General features: G+C 75.7%; 18 protein-coding genes. 4 read left to right on the top strand and 14 right to left on the bottom strand.

Annotated elements, in window-relative coordinates; all coding sequences use genetic code 11:
• The 8 genes from ASG49_RS17505 to ASG49_RS17470 all read right to left on the bottom strand — a co-directional run.
• A partial coding sequence (locus tag ASG49_RS17505) for a PAS domain S-box protein (protein ID WP_162244540.1) occupies positions 1 to 1,461 on the bottom strand: 1,461 nt, incomplete at its 3' end.
• A 93-nt stretch (positions 1,462 to 1,554) separates the two neighbouring features.
• Positions 1,555 to 2,292 (bottom strand): hypothetical protein, encoded by a 738-nt coding sequence (locus tag ASG49_RS17500; RefSeq protein ID WP_056544518.1) that lies wholly within the window; start codon positions 2,290 to 2,292, stop codon positions 1,555 to 1,557.
• Positions 2,293 to 2,380: 88 nt separating this feature from the next.
• The gene (locus tag ASG49_RS17495; protein WP_056544515.1) at positions 2,381 to 2,635 is read right to left on the bottom strand and encodes a superinfection immunity protein; all 255 of its coding nucleotides are present in this window, start codon (positions 2,633 to 2,635) and stop codon (positions 2,381 to 2,383) included.
• Positions 2,632 to 3,282, bottom strand: coding sequence for a histidine phosphatase family protein (locus ASG49_RS17490; RefSeq protein ID WP_056544512.1), 651 nt, complete (start codon positions 3,280 to 3,282; stop codon positions 2,632 to 2,634). Before ASG49_RS17490 ends, ASG49_RS17495 begins: the two co-directional genes overlap by 4 nt.
• Positions 3,272 to 3,640: a hypothetical protein gene (locus ASG49_RS18805; RefSeq protein WP_056544510.1), complete on the bottom strand. Its 369-nt coding sequence runs from the start codon at positions 3,638 to 3,640 to the stop codon at positions 3,272 to 3,274. The genes ASG49_RS17490 and ASG49_RS18805 overlap by 11 nt, the downstream gene beginning before the upstream one ends.
• A complete protein-coding gene (locus tag ASG49_RS17480) occupies positions 3,637 to 4,392 on the bottom strand; it encodes a decaprenylphospho-beta-D-erythro-pentofuranosid-2-ulose 2-reductase (protein ID WP_235562155.1) in 756 nt (251 codons plus the stop codon). Before ASG49_RS17480 ends, ASG49_RS18805 begins: the two co-directional genes overlap by 4 nt.
• A complete protein-coding gene (locus tag ASG49_RS17475) occupies positions 4,392 to 5,783 on the bottom strand; it encodes an FAD-binding oxidoreductase (protein ID WP_056544506.1) in 1,392 nt (463 codons plus the stop codon). The genes ASG49_RS17480 and ASG49_RS17475 overlap by 1 nt, the downstream gene beginning before the upstream one ends.
• Positions 5,780 to 6,763, bottom strand: coding sequence for a decaprenyl-phosphate phosphoribosyltransferase (locus tag ASG49_RS17470; protein WP_082534238.1), 984 nt, complete (start codon positions 6,761 to 6,763; stop codon positions 5,780 to 5,782). The genes ASG49_RS17475 and ASG49_RS17470 overlap by 4 nt, the downstream gene beginning before the upstream one ends.
• Before the next feature lie 71 nt (positions 6,764 to 6,834).
• On the opposite strand from ASG49_RS17470, the gene ASG49_RS17465 reads away from it, so the two are divergent.
• Positions 6,835 to 8,829 carry an arabinofuranosyltransferase gene (locus ASG49_RS17465; protein ID WP_056544502.1) on the top strand — a complete coding sequence of 665 codons (1,995 nt, stop codon included), beginning with the start codon at positions 6,835 to 6,837 and terminating at the stop codon, positions 8,827 to 8,829.
• Here ASG49_RS17465 and ASG49_RS17460 read toward each other — a convergent pair.
• Together ASG49_RS17460 and ASG49_RS18985 are read right to left on the bottom strand one after the other, a co-directional pair.
• The gene (locus ASG49_RS17460; protein WP_056544499.1) at positions 8,826 to 9,488 is read right to left on the bottom strand and encodes a TetR/AcrR family transcriptional regulator; all 663 of its coding nucleotides are present in this window, start codon (positions 9,486 to 9,488) and stop codon (positions 8,826 to 8,828) included. The genes ASG49_RS17465 and ASG49_RS17460 overlap by 4 nt on opposite strands.
• A 39-nt stretch (positions 9,489 to 9,527) precedes the next feature.
• Entirely contained in the window at positions 9,528 to 10,217 is a 690-nt protein-coding gene (locus ASG49_RS18985) for an ANTAR domain-containing protein (protein ID WP_056544496.1), read from the bottom strand.
• Positions 10,218 to 10,331: 114 nt separating this feature from the next.
• On the opposite strand from ASG49_RS18985, the gene ASG49_RS17450 reads away from it, so the two are divergent.
• On the top strand, positions 10,332 to 11,084 hold the full coding sequence (locus tag ASG49_RS17450) for a GAF and ANTAR domain-containing protein (protein ID WP_056544493.1): 753 nt from the start codon (positions 10,332 to 10,334) through the stop codon (positions 11,082 to 11,084).
• A 99-nt stretch (positions 11,085 to 11,183) separates the two neighbouring features.
• Here the strand turns inward: ASG49_RS17450 and ASG49_RS17445 are convergent, their stop codons facing one another.
• Both ASG49_RS17445 and ASG49_RS17440 read right to left on the bottom strand, forming a co-directional pair.
• Positions 11,184 to 12,695, bottom strand: a complete 1,512-nt coding sequence (locus ASG49_RS17445; protein WP_056544490.1) for a 4Fe-4S binding protein — start codon at positions 12,693 to 12,695, stop codon at positions 11,184 to 11,186.
• Positions 12,696 to 12,702: 7 nt separating this feature from the next.
• Complete coding sequence (locus ASG49_RS17440) at positions 12,703 to 13,626, bottom strand: diiron oxygenase (protein WP_056544488.1); 924 nt, start codon at positions 13,624 to 13,626, stop codon at positions 12,703 to 12,705.
• Positions 13,627 to 13,734: 108 nt separating this feature from the next.
• On the opposite strand from ASG49_RS17440, the gene ASG49_RS17435 reads away from it, so the two are divergent.
• Positions 13,735 to 14,448 carry a TetR/AcrR family transcriptional regulator gene (locus ASG49_RS17435; protein ID WP_200936370.1) on the top strand — a complete coding sequence of 238 codons (714 nt, stop codon included), beginning with the start codon at positions 13,735 to 13,737 and terminating at the stop codon, positions 14,446 to 14,448.
• Positions 14,449 to 14,451: 3 nt separating this feature from the next.
• On the opposite strand, the gene ASG49_RS17430 is transcribed toward ASG49_RS17435, so the two are convergent.
• The gene (locus tag ASG49_RS17430) at positions 14,452 to 15,336 is read right to left on the bottom strand and encodes a helix-turn-helix transcriptional regulator (RefSeq protein WP_056544486.1); all 885 of its coding nucleotides are present in this window, start codon (positions 15,334 to 15,336) and stop codon (positions 14,452 to 14,454) included.
• 126 nt (positions 15,337 to 15,462) lie between these two features.
• Between ASG49_RS17430 and ASG49_RS17425 the strand changes: the two genes are divergently transcribed.
• A complete protein-coding gene (locus ASG49_RS17425) occupies positions 15,463 to 16,443 on the top strand; it encodes an aldo/keto reductase (RefSeq protein ID WP_056544483.1) in 981 nt (326 codons plus the stop codon).
• A gap of 3 nt (positions 16,444 to 16,446) precedes the next feature.
• Here ASG49_RS17425 and ASG49_RS17420 read toward each other — a convergent pair whose 3' ends face one another.
• Positions 16,447 to 17,583: an MFS transporter gene (locus ASG49_RS17420; protein ID WP_056544480.1), complete on the bottom strand. Its 1,137-nt coding sequence runs from the start codon at positions 17,581 to 17,583 to the stop codon at positions 16,447 to 16,449.
• Positions 17,584 to 17,730: the final 147 nt, after the last annotated feature.

Here is a 17,730-nt window from a genome sequence, read left to right as displayed (position 1 = left end):
GAGGTTGGTCGCGAGGTCGTCGCCCAGGATCTCGGCGTACCCGATGATGCTGGTCAGCGGGGTGCGCAGCTCGTGGCTGACCGAGGAGACGAAGTCGTTCTTGGCGCGGTCGAGGTCGCGCATCCGCAGGTTGGTCTCGCGCTCCTTGTCCAGGGCCTGCCGCAGCGCCTGCTCGGCCGCGCGACGGTCGGTCACGTCGCGGACGACGTCGAGCCAGCCGACGTGGCGTCCGGCCTGGTCGCGGACCCGGCTGACGCTGGCCGAGACGCTGATCCGGCCGCCGTCCCGGCGTACCCAGGTCCACTCGCGGGTGTCCTGCTCGCTGCCGTCGGTCGCCGTGGTCACCGGGCGGGTCAGGACCTCGGGGCCGGGCGGCACACCGAGCTCGCGGGCCCGGTCGAGGACCTCGCCCACCTCGTGGAAGCGCGTCGGGTCGAAGCGGCCCACGACCTCCTCGGCGGAGTAGCCGAGGAGCTGCTCGGCCCCGGTGCTGAACCACGTGATGGTGCCGTCGAGGTCGGTGGCCACGAACGCGGTCCCGCTCGCGGAGTCCATCAGCTGCCCCAGCTGCACCTCGTGGGCCCGGTTGAGGCGGGTCGACTCGCGCAGGCTCGACATCGCGACCATGAAGGCGACCACGGTGATCGCGCCGACCGTCACGAGTCCCTGCGGTGTCGCCACCAGGTCGAGCACCCCGGCGTCCTCGGGGAGCGGCGCGAAGGGCCCGATCTCCTGCATGCTCAGCCAGGCCAGGAAGCTGCACACCGCGACGAGCTCGAGCTTGGCCCAGCGGGATGCGAACCGCGCGGCCGACCACACGAGCAGCGGCAGCATCACGAAGGCCAGCGGCTGGTCGGCGGTCGCGACCAGGCACAGCCCGGCGGCCGCGGCGAGCAGGGCGAGGTGGGCCAGGACCTCCACGGCCCGCACCCGCACACCCGGGTCGGGCTGGGTCAGGAACAGCGGCAGCACCACGACCTGGGCGGCGAGGTGGGTCAGGAAGACCCAGACCACGAGCAGCCAGGGCTCGGGGCGGCCCAGGACGGCGTACGCCGCCGACGTGGTCAGCGCCGAGGCGGCGCAACCGCCACCCACGGCGACCAGGAACCGGCGGTAGTCCGACCACGTGGCCAGCCGGGCGCGGGCCAGCTCGAAGCCGGTCAACCACCAGGCGACGACGAGCGCCTCGACCGCCGTGGAGACCGCGAGCGCCAGGGTGAGGCCCGGCGGGGCCCCGGCGGCGGTGCCGGCCACCACGACGGAGACGACGACGGCCGCCACCCCCACGGAGAGCCGGCGGCCGGGCAGGCGCAGCAGGAGCGCAGAGGCGGCCACACCGGCGGTCCACCAGCGCGAGACCAGCTCGGGCACCGGGCTCTCGGTCAGCGCCAGGAAGGTGGCGACCACGACCGCGAGCACCAGGGCCACGTCACCCAGGGTGCGGAGCGACGGAGTTCGCACGGTGCTCTCCTGGTGACGCGGGCGGCGGTGGTACGACGGTAGGCCGTCACCGCCGCCCGCGGCAGCAGAACACGCAAATCGTGCAATACGGACTTAGCGACCGTCGCGCGGGGCGAAGTCCGGGTCGTTCGGGTCGGTCGGGCGCAGCGCCGGGTCGGGCTGGCCGGCGGCGTGGGCGCCGCCGGTGCCGGTCTGGTCGTGCGTCCCGGTGGTGGTGCCGCCGGTGGCGCTGGTGGTCCCGGTGGTGCCGCCGGTGGTCCCGGTGGAGCCGGTCCGGTCGTGGCCGGGGGTGTGCTCGTCGACCTCGCGGGCCACGCCCTGACGGGTGTCGTGGGTGGTCCCGTGACCGGTGGTGTCGTGACGGGTGTCCGTGCCGGTCGTGTCGTGCCCGGTCGTGTCGTGCCCGGTCGTGTCGTGCCCGGTCGTGTCGTGCCCGGTCTCGTGGCCGGTGTCGTGACCGGTCTGGCGACCGTCGGTGTCGAGGCGGGGCTCGTAGTCGGCGGCACGGTGGTCGACGTCGGGGTCGAGACGGTCGGCCTCGCGCACGGCGTCCTCGCGCTGGGCCTGGGCGACCTGGGCCTCGGTGCGGCGCTCGTGGGCCTCGCGCTCGAGGCGCTCGGCGCGCTCACGGGCTGCCTGGGCCTCGGCCTCGGTCTCGCGGGCGCGGGCCTCCTGGGCCTGGGTGCCGGCGGTGGCGGCTCCCGCCTCCTGGCGCAGCTCGCCCGCACGCTGGCGGGCCAGCTCCTTCTTGCGACGGTTGCGCGCGGCGAGCAGCAGCCCGACGAGCAGCAGCAGCGCGACCACGACGACCGCGATGATGACGTACTTCATGTGTGCCTCCTGTTGATTCCCCCGGAGGCCGCGTGTACCCGGGTGCCCCCACCCCTAACGGCGGCGGGGTGGGGCGGGGCAGGAGGGGTCAGGCGTAGGTCGTGGTGCGGTGCGGCCGGCAGGCCATCACCAGCGCGACCACCCACCCGACGATCGTCCAGCCGAGCAGGAGGTTGACCCAGCCGATCGTGGTGCTGTTGGTCTTGCCCCGGGTGGCGGCGATGGCCCACGGGAGGAAGTAGCCCCCGGTGACGACGGTGAGGGTCCAGGCCAGCACCAGGGCGAGGGTGCTGTGACGCTGCTCGGCGACGACGAGGGGGCGAGGGGGGCCGGGGAAGCTCATGGGGCCACCGTAGGCGCGGCCGACAAGCGGTGGCCGAGCCCCGGATCGGCGTAGGTCACCCCGCTCAGGCGGTCGCCGAGGAAGTGCAGCGAGGTCAGGCTGCCCAGCGCGACCTGGCGCCGGCGGGGCAGGTGCGCCGGGCGCCGGCCCTCGGCGCGGCGGCGCGTCACCCAGATCGGCACCTGGTGGCTGACGAGCACGGCCTCGTGCCCGTGGGCGATCGTGCGGGCCTGGTCGACGGCCGCCGTCATCCGTCCTACGACGTCGCGGTAGGGCTCGCCCCACGACGGGCGCCACGGGTTCCACAGCGTCGGCCACACCCGGGGCTGGACCAGGATGCTGCGGTGCATGTCGACGCGGCGGCCCTCGAGGACGTTGGTGACCTCGAGCAGCCGCTCGTCCAGGCGTACGCCGAGGCGCAGCCGGTCCGCGACCGGGGCCGCGGTCTCGCGGGCCCGCTCGAGGGGCGAGGAGACCAGGAGGGCGACGTCGCGACCGGCGAGGAGGTCGGCGGCGGCGTGGGCCATCTCCCGGCCGGCCTCGGACAGCCCGAAGCCGGGAGCCCGCCCGTAGAGCACCCCGTCGGGGTTGTGGACCTCGCCGTGGCGCAGCAGGTGCACGACGGTGCGGGTGGCCTCAGCGGTCACGGTGCCTCCGCTCGGCGAGCTCGACCACCTGGCAGGGCTCCCGCTCGGGCTCGGCGTCCGGGTCGGGTGCGGTGGGCCCGGGTGCGGAGGGGCCGGGTGCGGAGGGGCCGGACGCGAGGTCGGGCAGCCGCAGCCGCGCACGCAGCCGGTCGGCGAGGCGGCGGCGGGCCTGCGGCCCGAGCAGGTCGAGCCGCTCGGACTCCGGCAGCCCGCCGGCCGACTCGGGCAGGCGCAGCATGGCGCGCAGCTCGTCGTGGACGAGCAGCGGCGTAAGGGTGATGCCGTGGCCGTCGAGCTCGCGGACCACGCAGTCGACCAGGGCGTCGAAGCCGGGGTGGCTGCGGGGCCGGGTGGTCACAGCGGCAGCCGGCGGAAGACCGGCCGGGGCAGGTGGCGCAGCGTCGACATCACCGGGCGCAGCGGGCGGGGGACCCACACCTGCTCGCGCCCCGCGGCGACCCCGTCGACCACGGCACGGGCGACCTCCTCGGGACCCACGGCGAGCGGGGCGGCGTCGAGTCCGGCGGTCATCCGCGACCGCACGAACCCGGGGCGTACGACGAGGACCCGGCCGCCGATCGGGCGCAGCGCCTCGCCGAGGCCGGTGTAGAAGGCGTCCATCCCGGCCTTGCTCGAGCCGTACACGAAGTTGGACCGGCGGGGTCGTTCGCCGGCCACGCTGGAGAGCGCGACCACGACGCCGTGCCCCTGCGCGCGCACCATCGCGCCCAGGGCGACGCCGCTGAGCACGGGCGCGGTGTAGTTGGTGCGCGCGACCCGTCCCGCCTCCTCGGGGTCCTGCCAGGCGAGCTCGGGGTCGCCGAGCACGCCGTAGGCCACGACGGCGACGTCGACGTCGCCCCCGGCCCGGGCCTTCTCGACCACCCGGACGTGGGCCCCGTCGTCCAGCGCGTCGAAGTCGTGCACCTCGACGCGGCACCCGCGTCCCTCGAGCCGGGCGGCTGCGGCGTCGCGGCGCTCGCCCGGGCGGGCGGCCAGCACGACCCGCAGGCCGGGGGACCGCTCGGCCCAGGCGTCGGCGACCGCGAGGCCGATCTCGGAGGTGCCGCCGAGCAGCAGCAGGGACTGGGGGCGACCGGTGGCGTCCATCACGGGCGGGCCTCTCGTGCGGGGGTGGGGGTGAGCAGCCCGAGGCGTCGGGCGAGGTCGGAGGCGAAGCGGCCCTCGGGGTCCACGCGGCGGCGCAGCGCGGCGAACCGGGGCAGGTCGGGATACATCGCGGCCAGGTGGTGGGCCGGGGTGCGGGAGTCCTTGGCCAGGTAGACCCGGCCACCCGCCTCGAGCACCATCGCGTCGAGCCGGTCGAGCAGCCCGGCGAGCCCGGGCGCGACGGGCAGGTCGAGGGCCAGGGTCCAGCCCGGCATCGGGAAGGACAGCGGCGAGGGCGTGCCCGGGCCGAAGCGCTTGAGCACGTTGAGGCAGGACACGTGGCCGCTCGCCGCGACGGCGGCGACGACCTCGGGCACCACCGCCGCGGCGTCGTGGGGGACCGCGAGCTGGTACTGCGCCAGGCCGCGCGGGCCGTAGAGCCGGTTCCAGGACGCGACGCCGTCGAGCGGCTGGAAGAAGCCGAAGGCGTGCTCGACCCCCGTGCCGGGATGTCGCGGCGCCCTGCGGAACCACAGCTCGTTGAAGGCCCGGCCGCTCAGCCGGTTGACGAGCGACACCGGCGGCACCAGCGGGACCGCGACCGAGCGCGGCGGCGGCACGGCGTACGGCGTCCGGCGCTGGGCGACGGGCAGCTCGTCGAGCCGGGCGTCGTGACCGCTGAGGACCACCCCGCGCCCCGAGCCGCGACCGCGCGAGACGGAGTCGAACCACGCCACGCTGTACTCCGCCTCGTGGTCGAGCCGGGTCAGCGCGTCCATCACCTCGCCCAGGTCGCCGTGGCGCTCGCTGGTCACCACGACCGAGGAGGTCTCGACCCGGCGCACCGAGAGCTCGGCGCGCAGCACCACGCCGGTCAGGCCCATCCCGCCGACGGTGCCCCAGAACAGCTCGGGGTCGGGGCCGTCGGGGCGCAGCCGCTGCACCGCGCCGTCGGCGGTGAGCAGGTCGACCCAGCGCACGTGGGCGCCGAAGCTGCCGGCGACGTGGTGGTTCTTGCCGTGGACGTCGGCGGCGATCGCCCCGCCCACGCTGACCTGGCGGGTGCCCGGCTGCACCGGCAGCGTGAGCCCCACGCCGAGCAGCACCCGGAGCAGCTCGTCGAGGCTGGTGCCGGCCTCGACCTCGACCACCGCGGCGTCGACGTCGAGGCGTCGTACGCCGCGGCGGTGGGTCATATCGAGCACGGTGCCGCCGGCGTTCTGGGCGGGGTCGCCGTAGCTGCGGCCCAGCCCGCGGGCCAGGACGCCACGGTCACCGGCCCCCCGGACCGCAGCGGCGACCTCGTCGGCGGTGACGGGGGTGCGGACCGTCGCCACCGACGGCGAGGTCCGGCCCCACCCGTGCAGCACCGTCGGTGCGCCGGCGCTCACCCGAGCACCGCCCCGGTGGCGACCAGCCCGACCCAGACCAGGGCGATCACCTGGAGGTGCCGGTCGCCCAGCACGATCTCCTCGGGCCGCTCCGCGTGGCCGCGGTCGACCACGGCGGCGTACCGCATCAGGCAGAGCACGAACGGCGCGACCGAGACCGCGGCCCACGGCGTGCCACCGGCGGCCGACCCCGGGCCGTTGAGCGCCCACAGCAGGTAGACCGTCACGGTGACCCCGGCGGCCATGGTCCAGACGAAGCGCAGGTAGCTGGCGGAGTACTTGCGCAGCGACGGGCGGGTGCCGGCGTCGGCGCCCATGCGGACCATCTCGGAGTAGCGCTTGCCGGACACGACGAACAGCGCGCCGAAGGTGGCCACGAGCAGGAACCACGGCGACAGCGCGAGCCCGGAGGCGGTGCCGCCGGCGATCGCGCGCAGCAGGAAGCCCGAGGAGACGACGGCCAGGTCGAGCGCGGGCTCGTCCTTGACGCCGCCGAGGTAGGCCGCCTGCACGGCGACGTAGGCCAGCACGGTGAGCCCGAGCGGCAGCGCCCAGACGGTGGCGGCGACCACCGCGAGCAGCATCAGCACGGTCCCGGCGACCACGGCCCGGCGTACGCCGATCTCGCCGGCGGCCACGGGCCGCAGGCGCTTGGTCGGGTGGAGCCGGTCCTGGGGGGCGTCGAGCGCGTCGTTGAGCAGGTAGCAGCCCGAGGCCGCGACGCAGAACACCGCGAACGCCACCAGCGCGCCGAGCAGCACGTCGGGGTCCAGCACCCGGCCCCCGGCCAGCGGGGCGGCGAGGACCAGGGCGTTCTTGGGCCACTGGCGCGGACGCACGGCGCGCAGCCACGCCGGTCCGCGGGTGCCGGTCCGGGGGCCGGTGGGGGACCCGGCCGGGGAGGGCGGCCCGAGCGGCCCGGGCGGCGGGTCGACGGTCTCGACCGGGGTCACGGCCGGGGTCACGTCCAGGGGAGGCATGGCGGGCGGTACCCGTTCGGCTCCGGGTCACCCCGGGTGATTCCCCGGTCGCGGTCGGGGTACGGCGCCCGGTGACCTCCCCCGTCCCGTCGGCCGAGCCCGACCCCCGTGGTGCCCGCCGCGTGGTCGCGGTGGCCACCGCACTGGCGGTGCTCGGGTGGGTGGCGGTGTGGGCCGTGCTCGAGGTGGGCGACCTGCTGGCCCCCGGCCGGGGCGACGCCGACCCGCAGCCGACGGGGACGCGGGTCGTGGTCAGCGTCGCCCTGGGCCTGGCGCTGACGGCGGTGGTGGCGGCCGCGGTGGCACGGGCGCGGGTCCGCCGGCCGGCTTCCGGTGGGCGGCCCCCGGCGTCGGAGCCGCTCGTGCTGGCCGGCGCCTCGGTCCTGCTGGCCGGCAGCGGCACCGCGCTCCTGCACGGCACCCGGTGGGGCGTGGACGGCCTGTACTCCGACGCGGGGTTCCGCACCGAGGCGGTGACGCGCTTCGCCGACACCGCCGCGCTGGCCGACTATGCCTACCGCGGGCTGCCGGCCTACTACCCGCCGCTGCTGCCCTGGTTGCAGGGACGGGCCGCGGACCTGCTGGGCGTGCCCGGCTGGACGGTGATGAAGCCGACCCAGCTGCTGGTGTGCCTGCTCGTGCCGCTGCTGTCCTGGCTGCTCTGGCGGCGGGTCGTGCCCGGTCGCCGGGCGGTGTGGGTGGCCGCCGTGGTCGCGGTCGCGACGGTGCTGCCGCTCAAGCCCGACGAGTGGCTGGTCCTCACGCTCGTCGTGCCCTGGTGGCTGGAGGTGTGCCGCGGCGTCGGCGTGCCCGGACGGGCCCGGGTCGGCGCCGTGGGACACGGGCTGGTGCTGGGCGGGCTGCTGCTCCTGCACACCTACTTCTTCGCCCCCCTCGCGCTGGCGACCGCGCTGGGCGCGGCCCTCGACCTCGCGCTCCGGCGCCGGGTGCACCCGAGGATCGGGCCCGGGCTGGTGACCGGGCTGGTGGCGGTCGTGGTGGCCGCGCCGTCGTGGGCCGGACCGGCCTGGCTGCGGCTGCGGGGCGCTGCCTCGGACTCGCTGCAGCTGCGGTGGAGCCCGCCCGGCTTCGACCGCCCGCCGCTGCCGTGGCCGACCGACCCGCGGGGCGTGCTGGAGGCGGTGGGGGTGCTCTGGCTGCTCTGGGCGCTGGCCCGGTCGCGCGCGTCCACCCACCACCCGGCCGGGACGCCCGGGACGCCCGGGGTGGCCGGCGGGCTGCTGGTGGCGCTCGTCGCGGCGTACGGCTTCATGGTCGGGGGGCAGCTGCTGCAGCCCGGCGTGGCCGTGCTGCCGGAGAAGAGCGACGAGCTCGTCGAGGCGCTGCTGGCGTCGGCCGGGGTGCTGGGGGTGGCCGAGCTCGCCCGGGCGCTGCTGGCGCGGCGGCACGCCCGCACCGGTCCGGCCGCCGTGGCGGTCGTGGCATCGGTGGCGGCCGCGGCGGGCATGGTCGCGGTCCTGGCCGTGCTCGCGACGGTGCAGGCCGTGCACCGCGGCGTGGAACGACCGGCGGCGGCGGCGCAGCACACGAGGTACCCCGACGGCACCCTCCCGGCCGGGGGCGCGGTCCCGCCGAGCCCGCGCTGGCACGCCTGGGGCGTCGAGCCCGGCGTCTCCGGGGCGTCGGTGGCCGAGGTCGTCGCCGCCTGGGAGCGGCTGACGGGCCGACCGCCCGGCAGCGACGACGTCGTGGTGTCGGCCCGGTCGGACCTGCCCGCCACGGTGCCGGTGCACCTGTTCGTGCCCTGGAAGAGCATCTACTCCCACCCGCAGGGCCGGTTCGAGGACCGGCTCGCGGTGCTGGAGGCGGCGGCGCGCTGCGGCACGCCGGCGTGCGCCCACCGGCTGCTGAGGGACGACGCCGTGGAGCCGGTCGACGGGCTCGTGCTCGGGCGCGACGAGCGGGGCCTCCACCTCTCGGTCGCGGTCGACACCTTCCCCGACGCGTGGGAGCGACGCACCGTCCGCTTCGACGACCGCCTCCTCGCGGAGCCGTGGTTCCGGACCGAGGAGGTGGCCGACGGCGCGGTGGTGGTGCTCCGCTAGCCCCGGGTGGCCAGGCCGTCGAAGGCCAGGGCCGTGACCTGCGCGGCGAGGTCGTCGGGGGAGAGCGCCCCGCCAGGGCGGTACCACTCGACCAGGGAGTTGACGGTGCCGAAGACCAGGCGGCTGATCAGCTCGGGGGAGAGGTCGGTGCGCAGCGTGCCCTCCTCGGACGCGTCGCGCACCAGCCGTGCGAGCTTCTCGTCGATGACGCGCCGCCGCTCCAGCGCCGCCTGCTCGACCGGGCTGTTGCCGCGCACCCGCAGCAGCAGCGTCACCGAGGGCAGGTGGGCGACCAGGATGCGCACCGACTCGGCCACCGTCGCGCGGAGCCGGTCGGTCGCGGTGGTGCCGTCGTGCGCGCCGCCGGCGGCGTCCACCGCCGCGTCGAGGGCGGTCAGCGCCTCGTCCAGCGCCGAGGCGAGCAGCTCCTCCTTGCTGGAGACGTGGTGGAAGATCGCCGACTTGGAGACGCCGAGATCGCGGGCCAGGTCGGCGGTGCTCGTGGCGTCGTACCCGCGCTCGTTGAACAGCTCGACCGCCCGCCGCAGCACCGTCTCGCGGTCGTAGCCCGGCCGGCCGCGCCTGCCCGCGCCGCCGCCCGACGGGCCGCCCGACGGGCCGCCCGACGGGCCGGTGGACGGGGCCGGCGGGGAGGTCATCGGGGCATCGTGCCACGACCGGCCGGGGGCCGGTGCGGGTCAGCCCCAGAGCGTGATCAGGCTGCGCGCGAGCTGCTCGGGGGTGATGCCGGCGTGGTCGGCGGCCGCGTGCAGCCGGCGTACGGCGGTCGGGGCGTCCAGCCGGAGCAGACCGACCAGCAGGCCAGCGGCGGTGTCGACGTCGTCGTGGGAGCGGAGCGCGGCCAGCGAGGCCTCCGCCAGCCGGCGGGTGGTGAAGGCGAGGTCGGCGTTGGTCACCACGTCGGTGGCCGAGGTCCCCAGGACGGCGGCGATCGCGTCGTGGCGGTCCTCGAAGGCGTGGTCCGAGGCGGCGTACAGGGTGACGCTGCCGACCACCCGGTCGGCAGCGGTCAGCGCCACCGTGAGCGAGCTGCGCACGGCCCGGGCGGCGCTGGCCTGGGAAAGTATCTGCCACGCGTGCTCGTCCAGCGGGGGCGGGCAGGGGATGGTCGCGTCGCGTCCCGTCGCACCCGGCTCGGGGCACCCGGTGAGGTGCTGCACGGCGTCGAGCACGGCCAGCTCCTCGTCGCTGGCGACCAGCGTGAAGACCAGCTCCTCCTCGGTCCAGGTGACGCTGAGGCCGATGCAGTCGGGGACCAGGGCCTGCACCTCGTCGGCGGTGCGCTGGAGGTCGGCGAGCACGTCGACCTCCGGCTCGACCCGGGCGAGCTCGCGGGCCAGGGCGACCGTCTGCGGGATGGGCTCCACGTCGCTCCTTCCTCGCGTCGGTGGGACCCGTCGGTAACCGCTGCCGAGGATCGCGAACCTGGGGGTGGCCCCCGCCGGGTGTGCGGGAGGGGCTGGCTCGACTAGGTTCGGGTGATGGAGACCGAGGACGCCACCGGCGGTCGGATGGCGGACCTGGCCCGCGACCTGCGCTCGGAGGGCAGCGCCGAGACGACGCTGCAGCACGTGGTGCAGGCTGCGGTCGAGCTGATCGACGGCTGCGACTCCGCTGGCATCTCGCTGTCCACGACCGCGGGCCGGATCCGGACCTCGGCGTGCACCGGTGAGGTGCCCGTGGCCGCGGACCGGCTGCAGCAGGAGCTGGGGGAGGGGCCGTGCGTCGACGCGGCCTGGCACCAGGAGATGGTCTCGGCCACCGACCTCGCCACCGACCCCCGCTGGCCGGCCTGGGCCCCGCGTGCCGTGGCGGACCTCGGCGTGCGCAGCATGGTGTGCGTCCGGCTGTTCACCCACGACGACCGGCTCGGTGCGCTCAACCTGTTCTCGCAGCGACCTGCGGCGTTCAGCGCCGACGACCTCGACGAGGCGATGGCGTACGCCGCGCACGCGGCGGTGGCGATCGTCGCCGCGGAGCAGATCGAGGGCCTCTCGACCGCGGTGCACAACCGGACCGTGCTGGGGCAGGCCACCGGCCTGCTGATGGCGCAGTACGCCGTCACCGCGCACCAGGCCTTCAACCTGCTGCGCCGGCTCTCCAGCGAGCAGAACCGCAAGGTGGTCGTGATCGCCCGCGAGCTGGTCGAGGCGCACGAGGTCGGCACGCGGACCGACGGCCCCGCCGCACCCGGAAAAGCGACGAACATGGCATTTCGGACCGATCCGGCCTAGAGTCCGGCTGGGGTCTTCACCACGGCTGACCCCGACGTCCGGACCCCCGACGCCACCTGGCGCCGGGGGTCCGGGCCCGGGACCTCCACCGGTCGGGCGTCAGTCCCGGGAGCGCAGCAGCCGTCGGAACGAGCGTGCCGACCCCCGCCCCGCCCCGATCCGGCCGGCGTTGGCGTCCGCCACGATCGAGGCGACCGTCTCCGAGGCGTCGGCCCGGTTGGAGCCGATGCCGCCGCGCGGCCCCCGCTTGACCCACCCCACGACGTACGCCGCGTCGACGGCCGCCCCGGTGGCGGGGTCGACGACCCGGCCGGCGTCGTGGGGGACGGTGTGGGTGTCGGTGTCGAACGGCAGCCCCGCGACGGGCTCGCTGCGGTAGCCCACCGACCGGAGCAGCAGCGCGGTGGGCAGGTCGACCGCCTCGGCGTCGGTCAGCCGCACCGACGTCACGTGGTCGGGTCCGGCCACGCCCGCGACCGCGGTGCCGAAGCGCAGCACGAGGCGGCGGCGGTGGCCGGCGGGCGCGGCGGCGTCCAGCCGGGCGACGGGCAGCCCCTGCAGTGCGGCCGCCTTGCAGCCGGGCGACGCGTCGGAGATCGCCGCGAGGGTCGCGTCGTCGCCGTCGACGACCACGTCGAGGTCGTCGCGGGCGAGCAGCGGCCGCAGCTCGGACAGGGAGTACGCCGCGTCGTCCGGCCCGCGCCGACCCACCAGCACGACCTCGCGCACGGTGCTGCGGCGCAGCGCCGACAGGGCGTGCTGGGCGATCGGGGTCGCGGCCAGCTCCTCGGGCTCGGTGAGCAGCAGCCGGGCCAGGTCGAGCGCGACGTTGCCGTTGCCCACCACCACGGCCCGGACGGGGGTGCCGTGGTCGAGGTCGACGAGGTCGGCCGGCACCTCGGGCTGGCCGTTGTACCACCCGACGAAGCGCCGGGCGGGCAGGCTGCCGGGCAGGTCCTCGCCGGGCACGCCGAGCGTCCGGTCGGCGGACGCGCCCACGGCGTACACCACCGCGTCGTGGTGCTCGAGCAGCTCGGCGTGCGTGACGTCGCGGCCGACCTCGACGCCGAGGCACATCTGCAGCCGGGGGTTGGCGAACACGGTCGCGAACCGGTCGGCGATGGCGCGGGTGCTGCCGTGGTCGGGTGCGACGCCGAACCGCACCAGCCCGCCCGGCACGGGCAGCCGGTCGAGCATCGTCACCTCGGCGCTGGTGGTGAGCAGGGCGGAGGCGGTGTAGCTCGCGGAGGGCCCGGTGCCGACCACCGCCACCCGCAGCCGTGCCGCGTGGGGCTTCAGCGAGACCGGGAAGGTCGGCGCGCCCCAGCCCCGGTCGTCACCCTCGGGCGCGGCGGTGTCGTCGTAGTGGGCCCGGTTGAGCTCGACGTACGCCGCGTCGGGCCCGGCGAGCAGCGACTCGGTCGGGAAGATCGCGTCGACCGGGCAGGCGTCGGCGCAGGCGCCGCAGTCGATGCAGGCCCGGGGGTCGACGTAGAGCATCTCCGTGGTGCCGAAGTCGGGCTCGTCCGGCGTGGGGTGGATGCAGTTGACCGGGCACACCGAGACGCAGGACGCGTCGCTGCAGCAGGACTGCGTGATGGCGTACGGCACGGCCGCCTCAGACCATGCTGACGCGCTGGTAGAGCCGCAGCGCGGGCTTGGTCAGCAGGCCCAGCTCGTCGAGGAACTCCATCAGGTGGGCGCAGCTGGAGCGCATCAGGGTGTGGTGGTGCTCGTTGGCCTTCGCCTCGGCGAGCGCGCGCGCCGGGTCGAGCCCTGCCGCGGCGTACACCCCGTCGTTGACCATGTTGGACACGATCAGGTGCGCGGCGACCGCGATCACCAGGGCGGAGGTCTTGCGGCGGGCCGGGCTCGCGCCCTCGATCCGCTCGCGCATCTCCTGGCGGGCGAACTTCATGTGCCGCGACTCCTCGACCACGTGGATCTTGCTGGTCGTGCGGACGATCGGCAGCACCTGCTCGCCGCGCATCCAGTCGCGCTGCATGACGTCCAGGACCTCCTCGGCCACCAGGATCCCGCCGTACGCCACCTCGGCGCTGGCGAGCGCCTTGAAGCCGCGGCCCAGGGTGATGCTCGCCCTGGTCGGGAAGTACGCCGGGATGCCCATCGTCTTGCAGGCGCGGGCGAACATGATCGAGTGCCGGCACTCGTCGGCGATCTCGGTCAGCGCGAACTGGAAGTCCGAGCGGGAGTAGTCGGTGCAGTACTGGTCGCGCAGCACCATCTGCTGCAGGATCATCTCGAACCAGATGCCGGTGCTCATGATCGAGGCGACCTCGTGCCGGGTCAGCGTCACCCGCTGCGCCTCGCTCATCTCCGCCCACAGCCGCGTGCCGTAGAGCGTGCTCCACTCCGGGTTCAGCCCGTAGTGGGCCGGGTCGAGCGGGGTGTCCCAGTCGACCTCGGTCGCGGGGTCGTAGGACAGCGCCGCCGAGGAGTCGAGCAGCCGCTGCGAGGCGTCGCGGGCGTCGGCGTGCGAGGTGGCGGGCGAGGGGGTGAGCGAGGGGGTGAGCGTGGTCATGCGGGCTCCCGGAGGTAGGTGGTACACGACGTCACTGCAACCTAGACGGTACAACGCGTACCCGTATCTGGACAGGGCGGTCGGGTGTGAGCCGGGTAACCTCCGGCTGTGCCGCCCTCGCCCGTGGATCCCGCCGACGGCCGCGTCACCGACGGCCGCGCCGCCCGGTGGAGCGGCCAGCAGCAGCGGCGCCGCGCGGAGTTCGTCGACGCCGCGCTGGTGGCGATCAAGGAGCACGGCGCGGACGTCTCGACCGAGCAGATCGCGGCCGAGGCCGGTGTCGCCCGCACCCGGCTCTACCGCCACTTCAGCGGCGCCCACGCGCTCAACGCCGCCATCGCCGAGCGCGCCGAGACGATGATCCTCGAGGCGCTCGCCCCGGTCTGGGACGTGTCGGCCAGCCCGCGCGACACCATCCGCACCGCGGTCACCACCCACCTCGGCTGGCTCACCGAGAACCAGCAGCTCTACCTCTACCTGGTGCGCCACTCCGTGGCCACGCCCGCCGGCGACAACGTCGTCAACGACGTCAAGCGGCTGATCTCCCACCTGCTCATCCGCCTGCTCGACGAGTACGTCGAGGCGGTCGGTCTCGACGCCCGCGTCACCCAGCCGCTGTCGTTCGGGCTGGTCGGCTTCGTCGACGCGGCCGCCGCGCGCTGGGTGGCCGATCCCGGTGGCCTGGAGCTGGCGGAGATGGTCGACCTCCTCGCGGCGTGGATCTGGTCGGTGCTCGACGGCGTGCTGCGCCAGGTCGGGCTCGAGGTCGACCCGTCGGTCCCGCTCGACCTCGGCGCGGCCGGGGCCGCACCGACCGGCTGAGCCTCAGCCGGGGACGTCGGCGGTGCTGGCCCAGCTGGCCAGCAGCGCGAGGGCGTCGGCGCTGCTGCTCGCCGGCTCGGCCGAGTAGACCAGCAGGCTCTGGCCGGGGTCGCCGGGCAGCGGGAGCGACTCGAACCACAGGTCGAGGTCACCCACGACGGGGTGGTGGAGCAGCTTGGTGCCGCTGGTGTGCAGCTGCACGTCATGGGCGGCCCATCGGCGGCGGAAGTCCTCGCTGCGGGTCGAGAGCTGACCGATGAGGTCGGACAGGTCGCGGGCGTAGGGGTCGCGGCCGGCCTCGGCGCGCAGCACGGCCACGGTGTCGCCGGCCACCCGGTCGTGCTCGCGGTAGTAGTCGGCGGCCCGGGGGTCCAGGAAGACGAACCGCGCGGTGTTCACCGGCCGGCCCGGGTCGTCGTACAACGGGGAGAACAGCGCACGTCCCAGCACGTTGGCCGCCAGCACGTCGCCGTTGCCGGCCATCACGAACGCGGGTGACAGAGGCATCGACTCGAGCAGCCGCACGATCGTGGGTCGCACCCGCTGGCGTGGCTGTCGACGGTTCGGGCGGCGCGTCGTACCAGCGGTGCGCAGGAGGTCCTCGAGGTGGCGTCGCTCGGCCTCGTCGAGCTGCAGGGCGTGGGTGAGGCCGTCGAGGACGCCCTCGGAGACGCCGGTGGCGGTGCCGCGCTCGAGCTTGGTCATGTACTCCGGCGAGATGCCGGCGAGGCTCGCCACCTCCGAGCGGCGTAGCCCCGGCACCCGGCGCCGGTCGCCCCCGTAGACGGGCAGACCGGCCATCTCGGGGGTGACGCGGGCGCGGCGGGTGGTGAGGAACTCGCTGATCTGCGCGCGCACGTCGCGGCGCAGGTCCCCGTCGCTGGTCATGGCCCGAGCCTACGAGGAGACGGGGACGCCTGGGGGGCCACGTGAGTACCCCTCTCGCAGGGGCTCCCACCCCTTCCCGCCGGCTGGTGTGGTGGTGGCACCACCACCAGAACAGGACGGCACACGATGAAGCTCGCACACCTCGGGGACCTCGAGGTCTCCCGCATCGGCCTCGGCGCGATGACCATGGCCGGCACCTACACCTCCGAGGGGGCGTTGGACCACGACGAGTCGGTCCGCACCATCCACCGCGCCCTCGACCTCGGGGTCACCCACCTCGACACCGCGGAGATCTACGGCCCCTACCTCAGCGAGGAGCTGGTCGGCCGCGCGGTCGCCGGTCGCCGGGACCAGGTCACGATCGCCACCAAGTTCGGGCTGGTCTCCCACGCGGGCGGCGGCCCCGGGGTCATGGACAGCAGCGCGGCCAACGTCCGGGCGGCCGTCGAGGGGTCGCTGCGGCGTCTCGGCACCGACCACGTCGACCTGTACTACCAGCACCGCGTCGACCCCGGCACTCCGATCGAGGAGACCGCCGGCGCCGTCGCCGACCTGGTGCGCGAGGGCAAGGTGCTGCACTTCGGCCTCTCCGAGGCCGGTCCGGACACCATCCGTCGCGCCCACGCCGTGCACCCGGTGACCGCGCTGCAGACCGAGTACTCGCTCTGGACGCGCGACGTCGAGGCCGAGATCCTGCCGGTGCTGCGGGAGCTGGGCATCGGCCTCGTGCCGTACTCGCCCCTGGGGCACGGGCTGCTGACCGGGCAGGTCCGAACCGTCGCGGACTTCGCCGAGGACGACTGGCGTCGGACCAACCCCCGCTTCACGGGGGAGAACTTCGAGCGCAACCTGCGGCTCGTCGACGAGGTCCGGGAGATCGGCGCCGAGATCGGGGCGACGCCGGCGCAGACCGCCCTGGCCTGGCTGCTGACCCGGGGCGAGGACGTCGCCCCCATCCCCGGCACTCGCCGGGTCGCGCGCGTCGAGGAGAACACGGCGGCGGACGGCGTCGAGCTCACCGTCGACCAGGTGGCCCGGCTCGAGGCGCTCGAGCCGGCGTCGGGCGAGCGCCACGACGAGGCCAACGTGGCCACCGTCGACCGCTGAGCCTCAGCCTGCGCGCCCGGTGGCCCGTCGGCCCAGCAGCACGAGGGGGCCGACGGAGAGCACGACCGCCAGCGCGGCGTACCCGAGGTCGAGCGAGGCCAGCGTCGCGACGCCCGCCACCAGCAGCGGGCCGCCGGCGTCGCCGAGCTCGCGGCCCAGCTCGGCGGTGCCCATGGTCTGGCCGAGCCGGGACTCCGGGGTCGAGGCGGCGAGGGCCGCGAACCCCAGCGGCGTGATCAGGCCGGTGCCGGTGCCGATCAGCACCGCGGCGAGCAGCACGCCGGGGAGCCCGGGCACCAGCGCCGCGAGCAGGCCGGCCGCGGTGACCAGCAGCCCGACCACGAGGCCGGTCCGGGTGGTGAGGCGACCCGCGTCGAGCGCGCGTCCGGCGCGGGGCTGCACCACCGCGGCGGTGGCGGCGAGCACCGACACCGCGGCGCCGGTGACCACGGGCCCGAGACCGGCGGCCGCGCCGGTCACCGGCAGGAAGCCGACGCCGACCGAGAGTGCCGCGGTGGCGCCGGCCAGCGCCGAGGTCGGGGCGAGGAAGGCGCGGTCGGTGAGGCGTCGCGCGAGGTCGACCACGGTCTGGCGCTGCCGCGGCAGCGGCGGCACGGGCGGTACGGCGCGCCACGCCCACGCCGCGACCACGAGGCCGAGCGCGGCGGTGACGCCGAAGAGCAGCCGCAGCCCGCCGCCCAGGATCAGCAGCCCACCGAGCAGCGGGCCGAGCGTGTAGCCGATGCTCTTCCACGAGCCGTAGGAGCCGAAAGCGCTGCCGCGTCGCGCCGCCGGGTTGAGGCGGGCCACCAGCGAGGAGGCGGCCGGGGAGAACGCCGACGCCGCGGCGCCCTGCCCGAGCCGGGCGACCCAGAGCCAGGCGGGGTCGTCGGCGAGCACGAAGGTCGCCGACGCGGCGGCGAAGCCGACCAGCCCGGCCAGCAGGACGGGGCGGGCCCCGACCCGGTCCGCGAGGGTCCCGAAGACCGGCTTGAGCAGCACCTCGGCGCCGTCGTAGAGCGCGAGCAGGAGGCCCAGCGTCAGCAGCGAGCCGGCCAGGTCGTCGGAGGTGCCCAGGCTGGCGGCGACCGCGTGGGCGCCGAACGCGGTGGTGAAGCCCGCGGCGTACAACGGCCACATCCGAGGGTCCCGGGGTCGCGACGTCGGGTCGTCGGACGGGCGGGGAGCACTCCCCTCGGACTGGGCCACACCACTCCTGGGCTCGACTGTCGCTTCGTGGCAGGGAGCGTCCCACACCCGCGTGGTCTCAGCCGCGCGGGCGGTGTC

The sequence above is a fragment of the Marmoricola sp. Leaf446 genome (genome assembly GCF_001424755.1).
Lineage (GTDB): Bacteria > Actinomycetota > Actinomycetes > Propionibacteriales > Nocardioidaceae > Marmoricola.
Note: the sequence above shows the minus strand (reverse complement) of the source record. Positions and strands in the feature narration are given on the sequence as shown.

Excerpts from the sequence above, each read along its gene's own strand:
- ASG49_RS17420 (WP_056544480.1), bottom strand. The coding sequence starts at position 17,583 with ATGTGGCCGTTGTACGCCGCGGGCTTCACCACCGCGTTCGGCGCCCAC.
- ASG49_RS17425 (WP_056544483.1), top strand. The coding sequence starts at position 15,463 with ATGAAGCTCGCACACCTCGGGGACCTCGAGGTCTCCCGCATCGGCCTC.
- ASG49_RS17440 (WP_056544488.1), bottom strand. The coding sequence starts at position 13,626 with ATGACCACGCTCACCCCCTCGCTCACCCCCTCGCCCGCCACCTCGCAC.
- ASG49_RS17460 (WP_056544499.1), bottom strand. The coding sequence starts at position 9,488 with ATGACCTCCCCGCCGGCCCCGTCCACCGGCCCGTCGGGCGGCCCGTCG.
- ASG49_RS17480 (WP_235562155.1), bottom strand. The coding sequence starts at position 4,392 with ATGGACGCCACCGGTCGCCCCCAGTCCCTGCTGCTGCTCGGCGGCACC.
- ASG49_RS17450 (WP_056544493.1), top strand. The coding sequence starts at position 10,332 with ATGGAGACCGAGGACGCCACCGGCGGTCGGATGGCGGACCTGGCCCGC.
- ASG49_RS17430 (WP_056544486.1), bottom strand. The coding sequence starts at position 15,336 with ATGACCAGCGACGGGGACCTGCGCCGCGACGTGCGCGCGCAGATCAGC.
- ASG49_RS17470 (WP_082534238.1), bottom strand. The coding sequence starts at position 6,763 with ATGCCTCCCCTGGACGTGACCCCGGCCGTGACCCCGGTCGAGACCGTC.
- ASG49_RS17495 (WP_056544515.1), bottom strand. The coding sequence starts at position 2,635 with ATGAGCTTCCCCGGCCCCCCTCGCCCCCTCGTCGTCGCCGAGCAGCGT.
- ASG49_RS17500 (WP_056544518.1), bottom strand. The coding sequence starts at position 2,292 with ATGAAGTACGTCATCATCGCGGTCGTCGTGGTCGCGCTGCTGCTGCTC.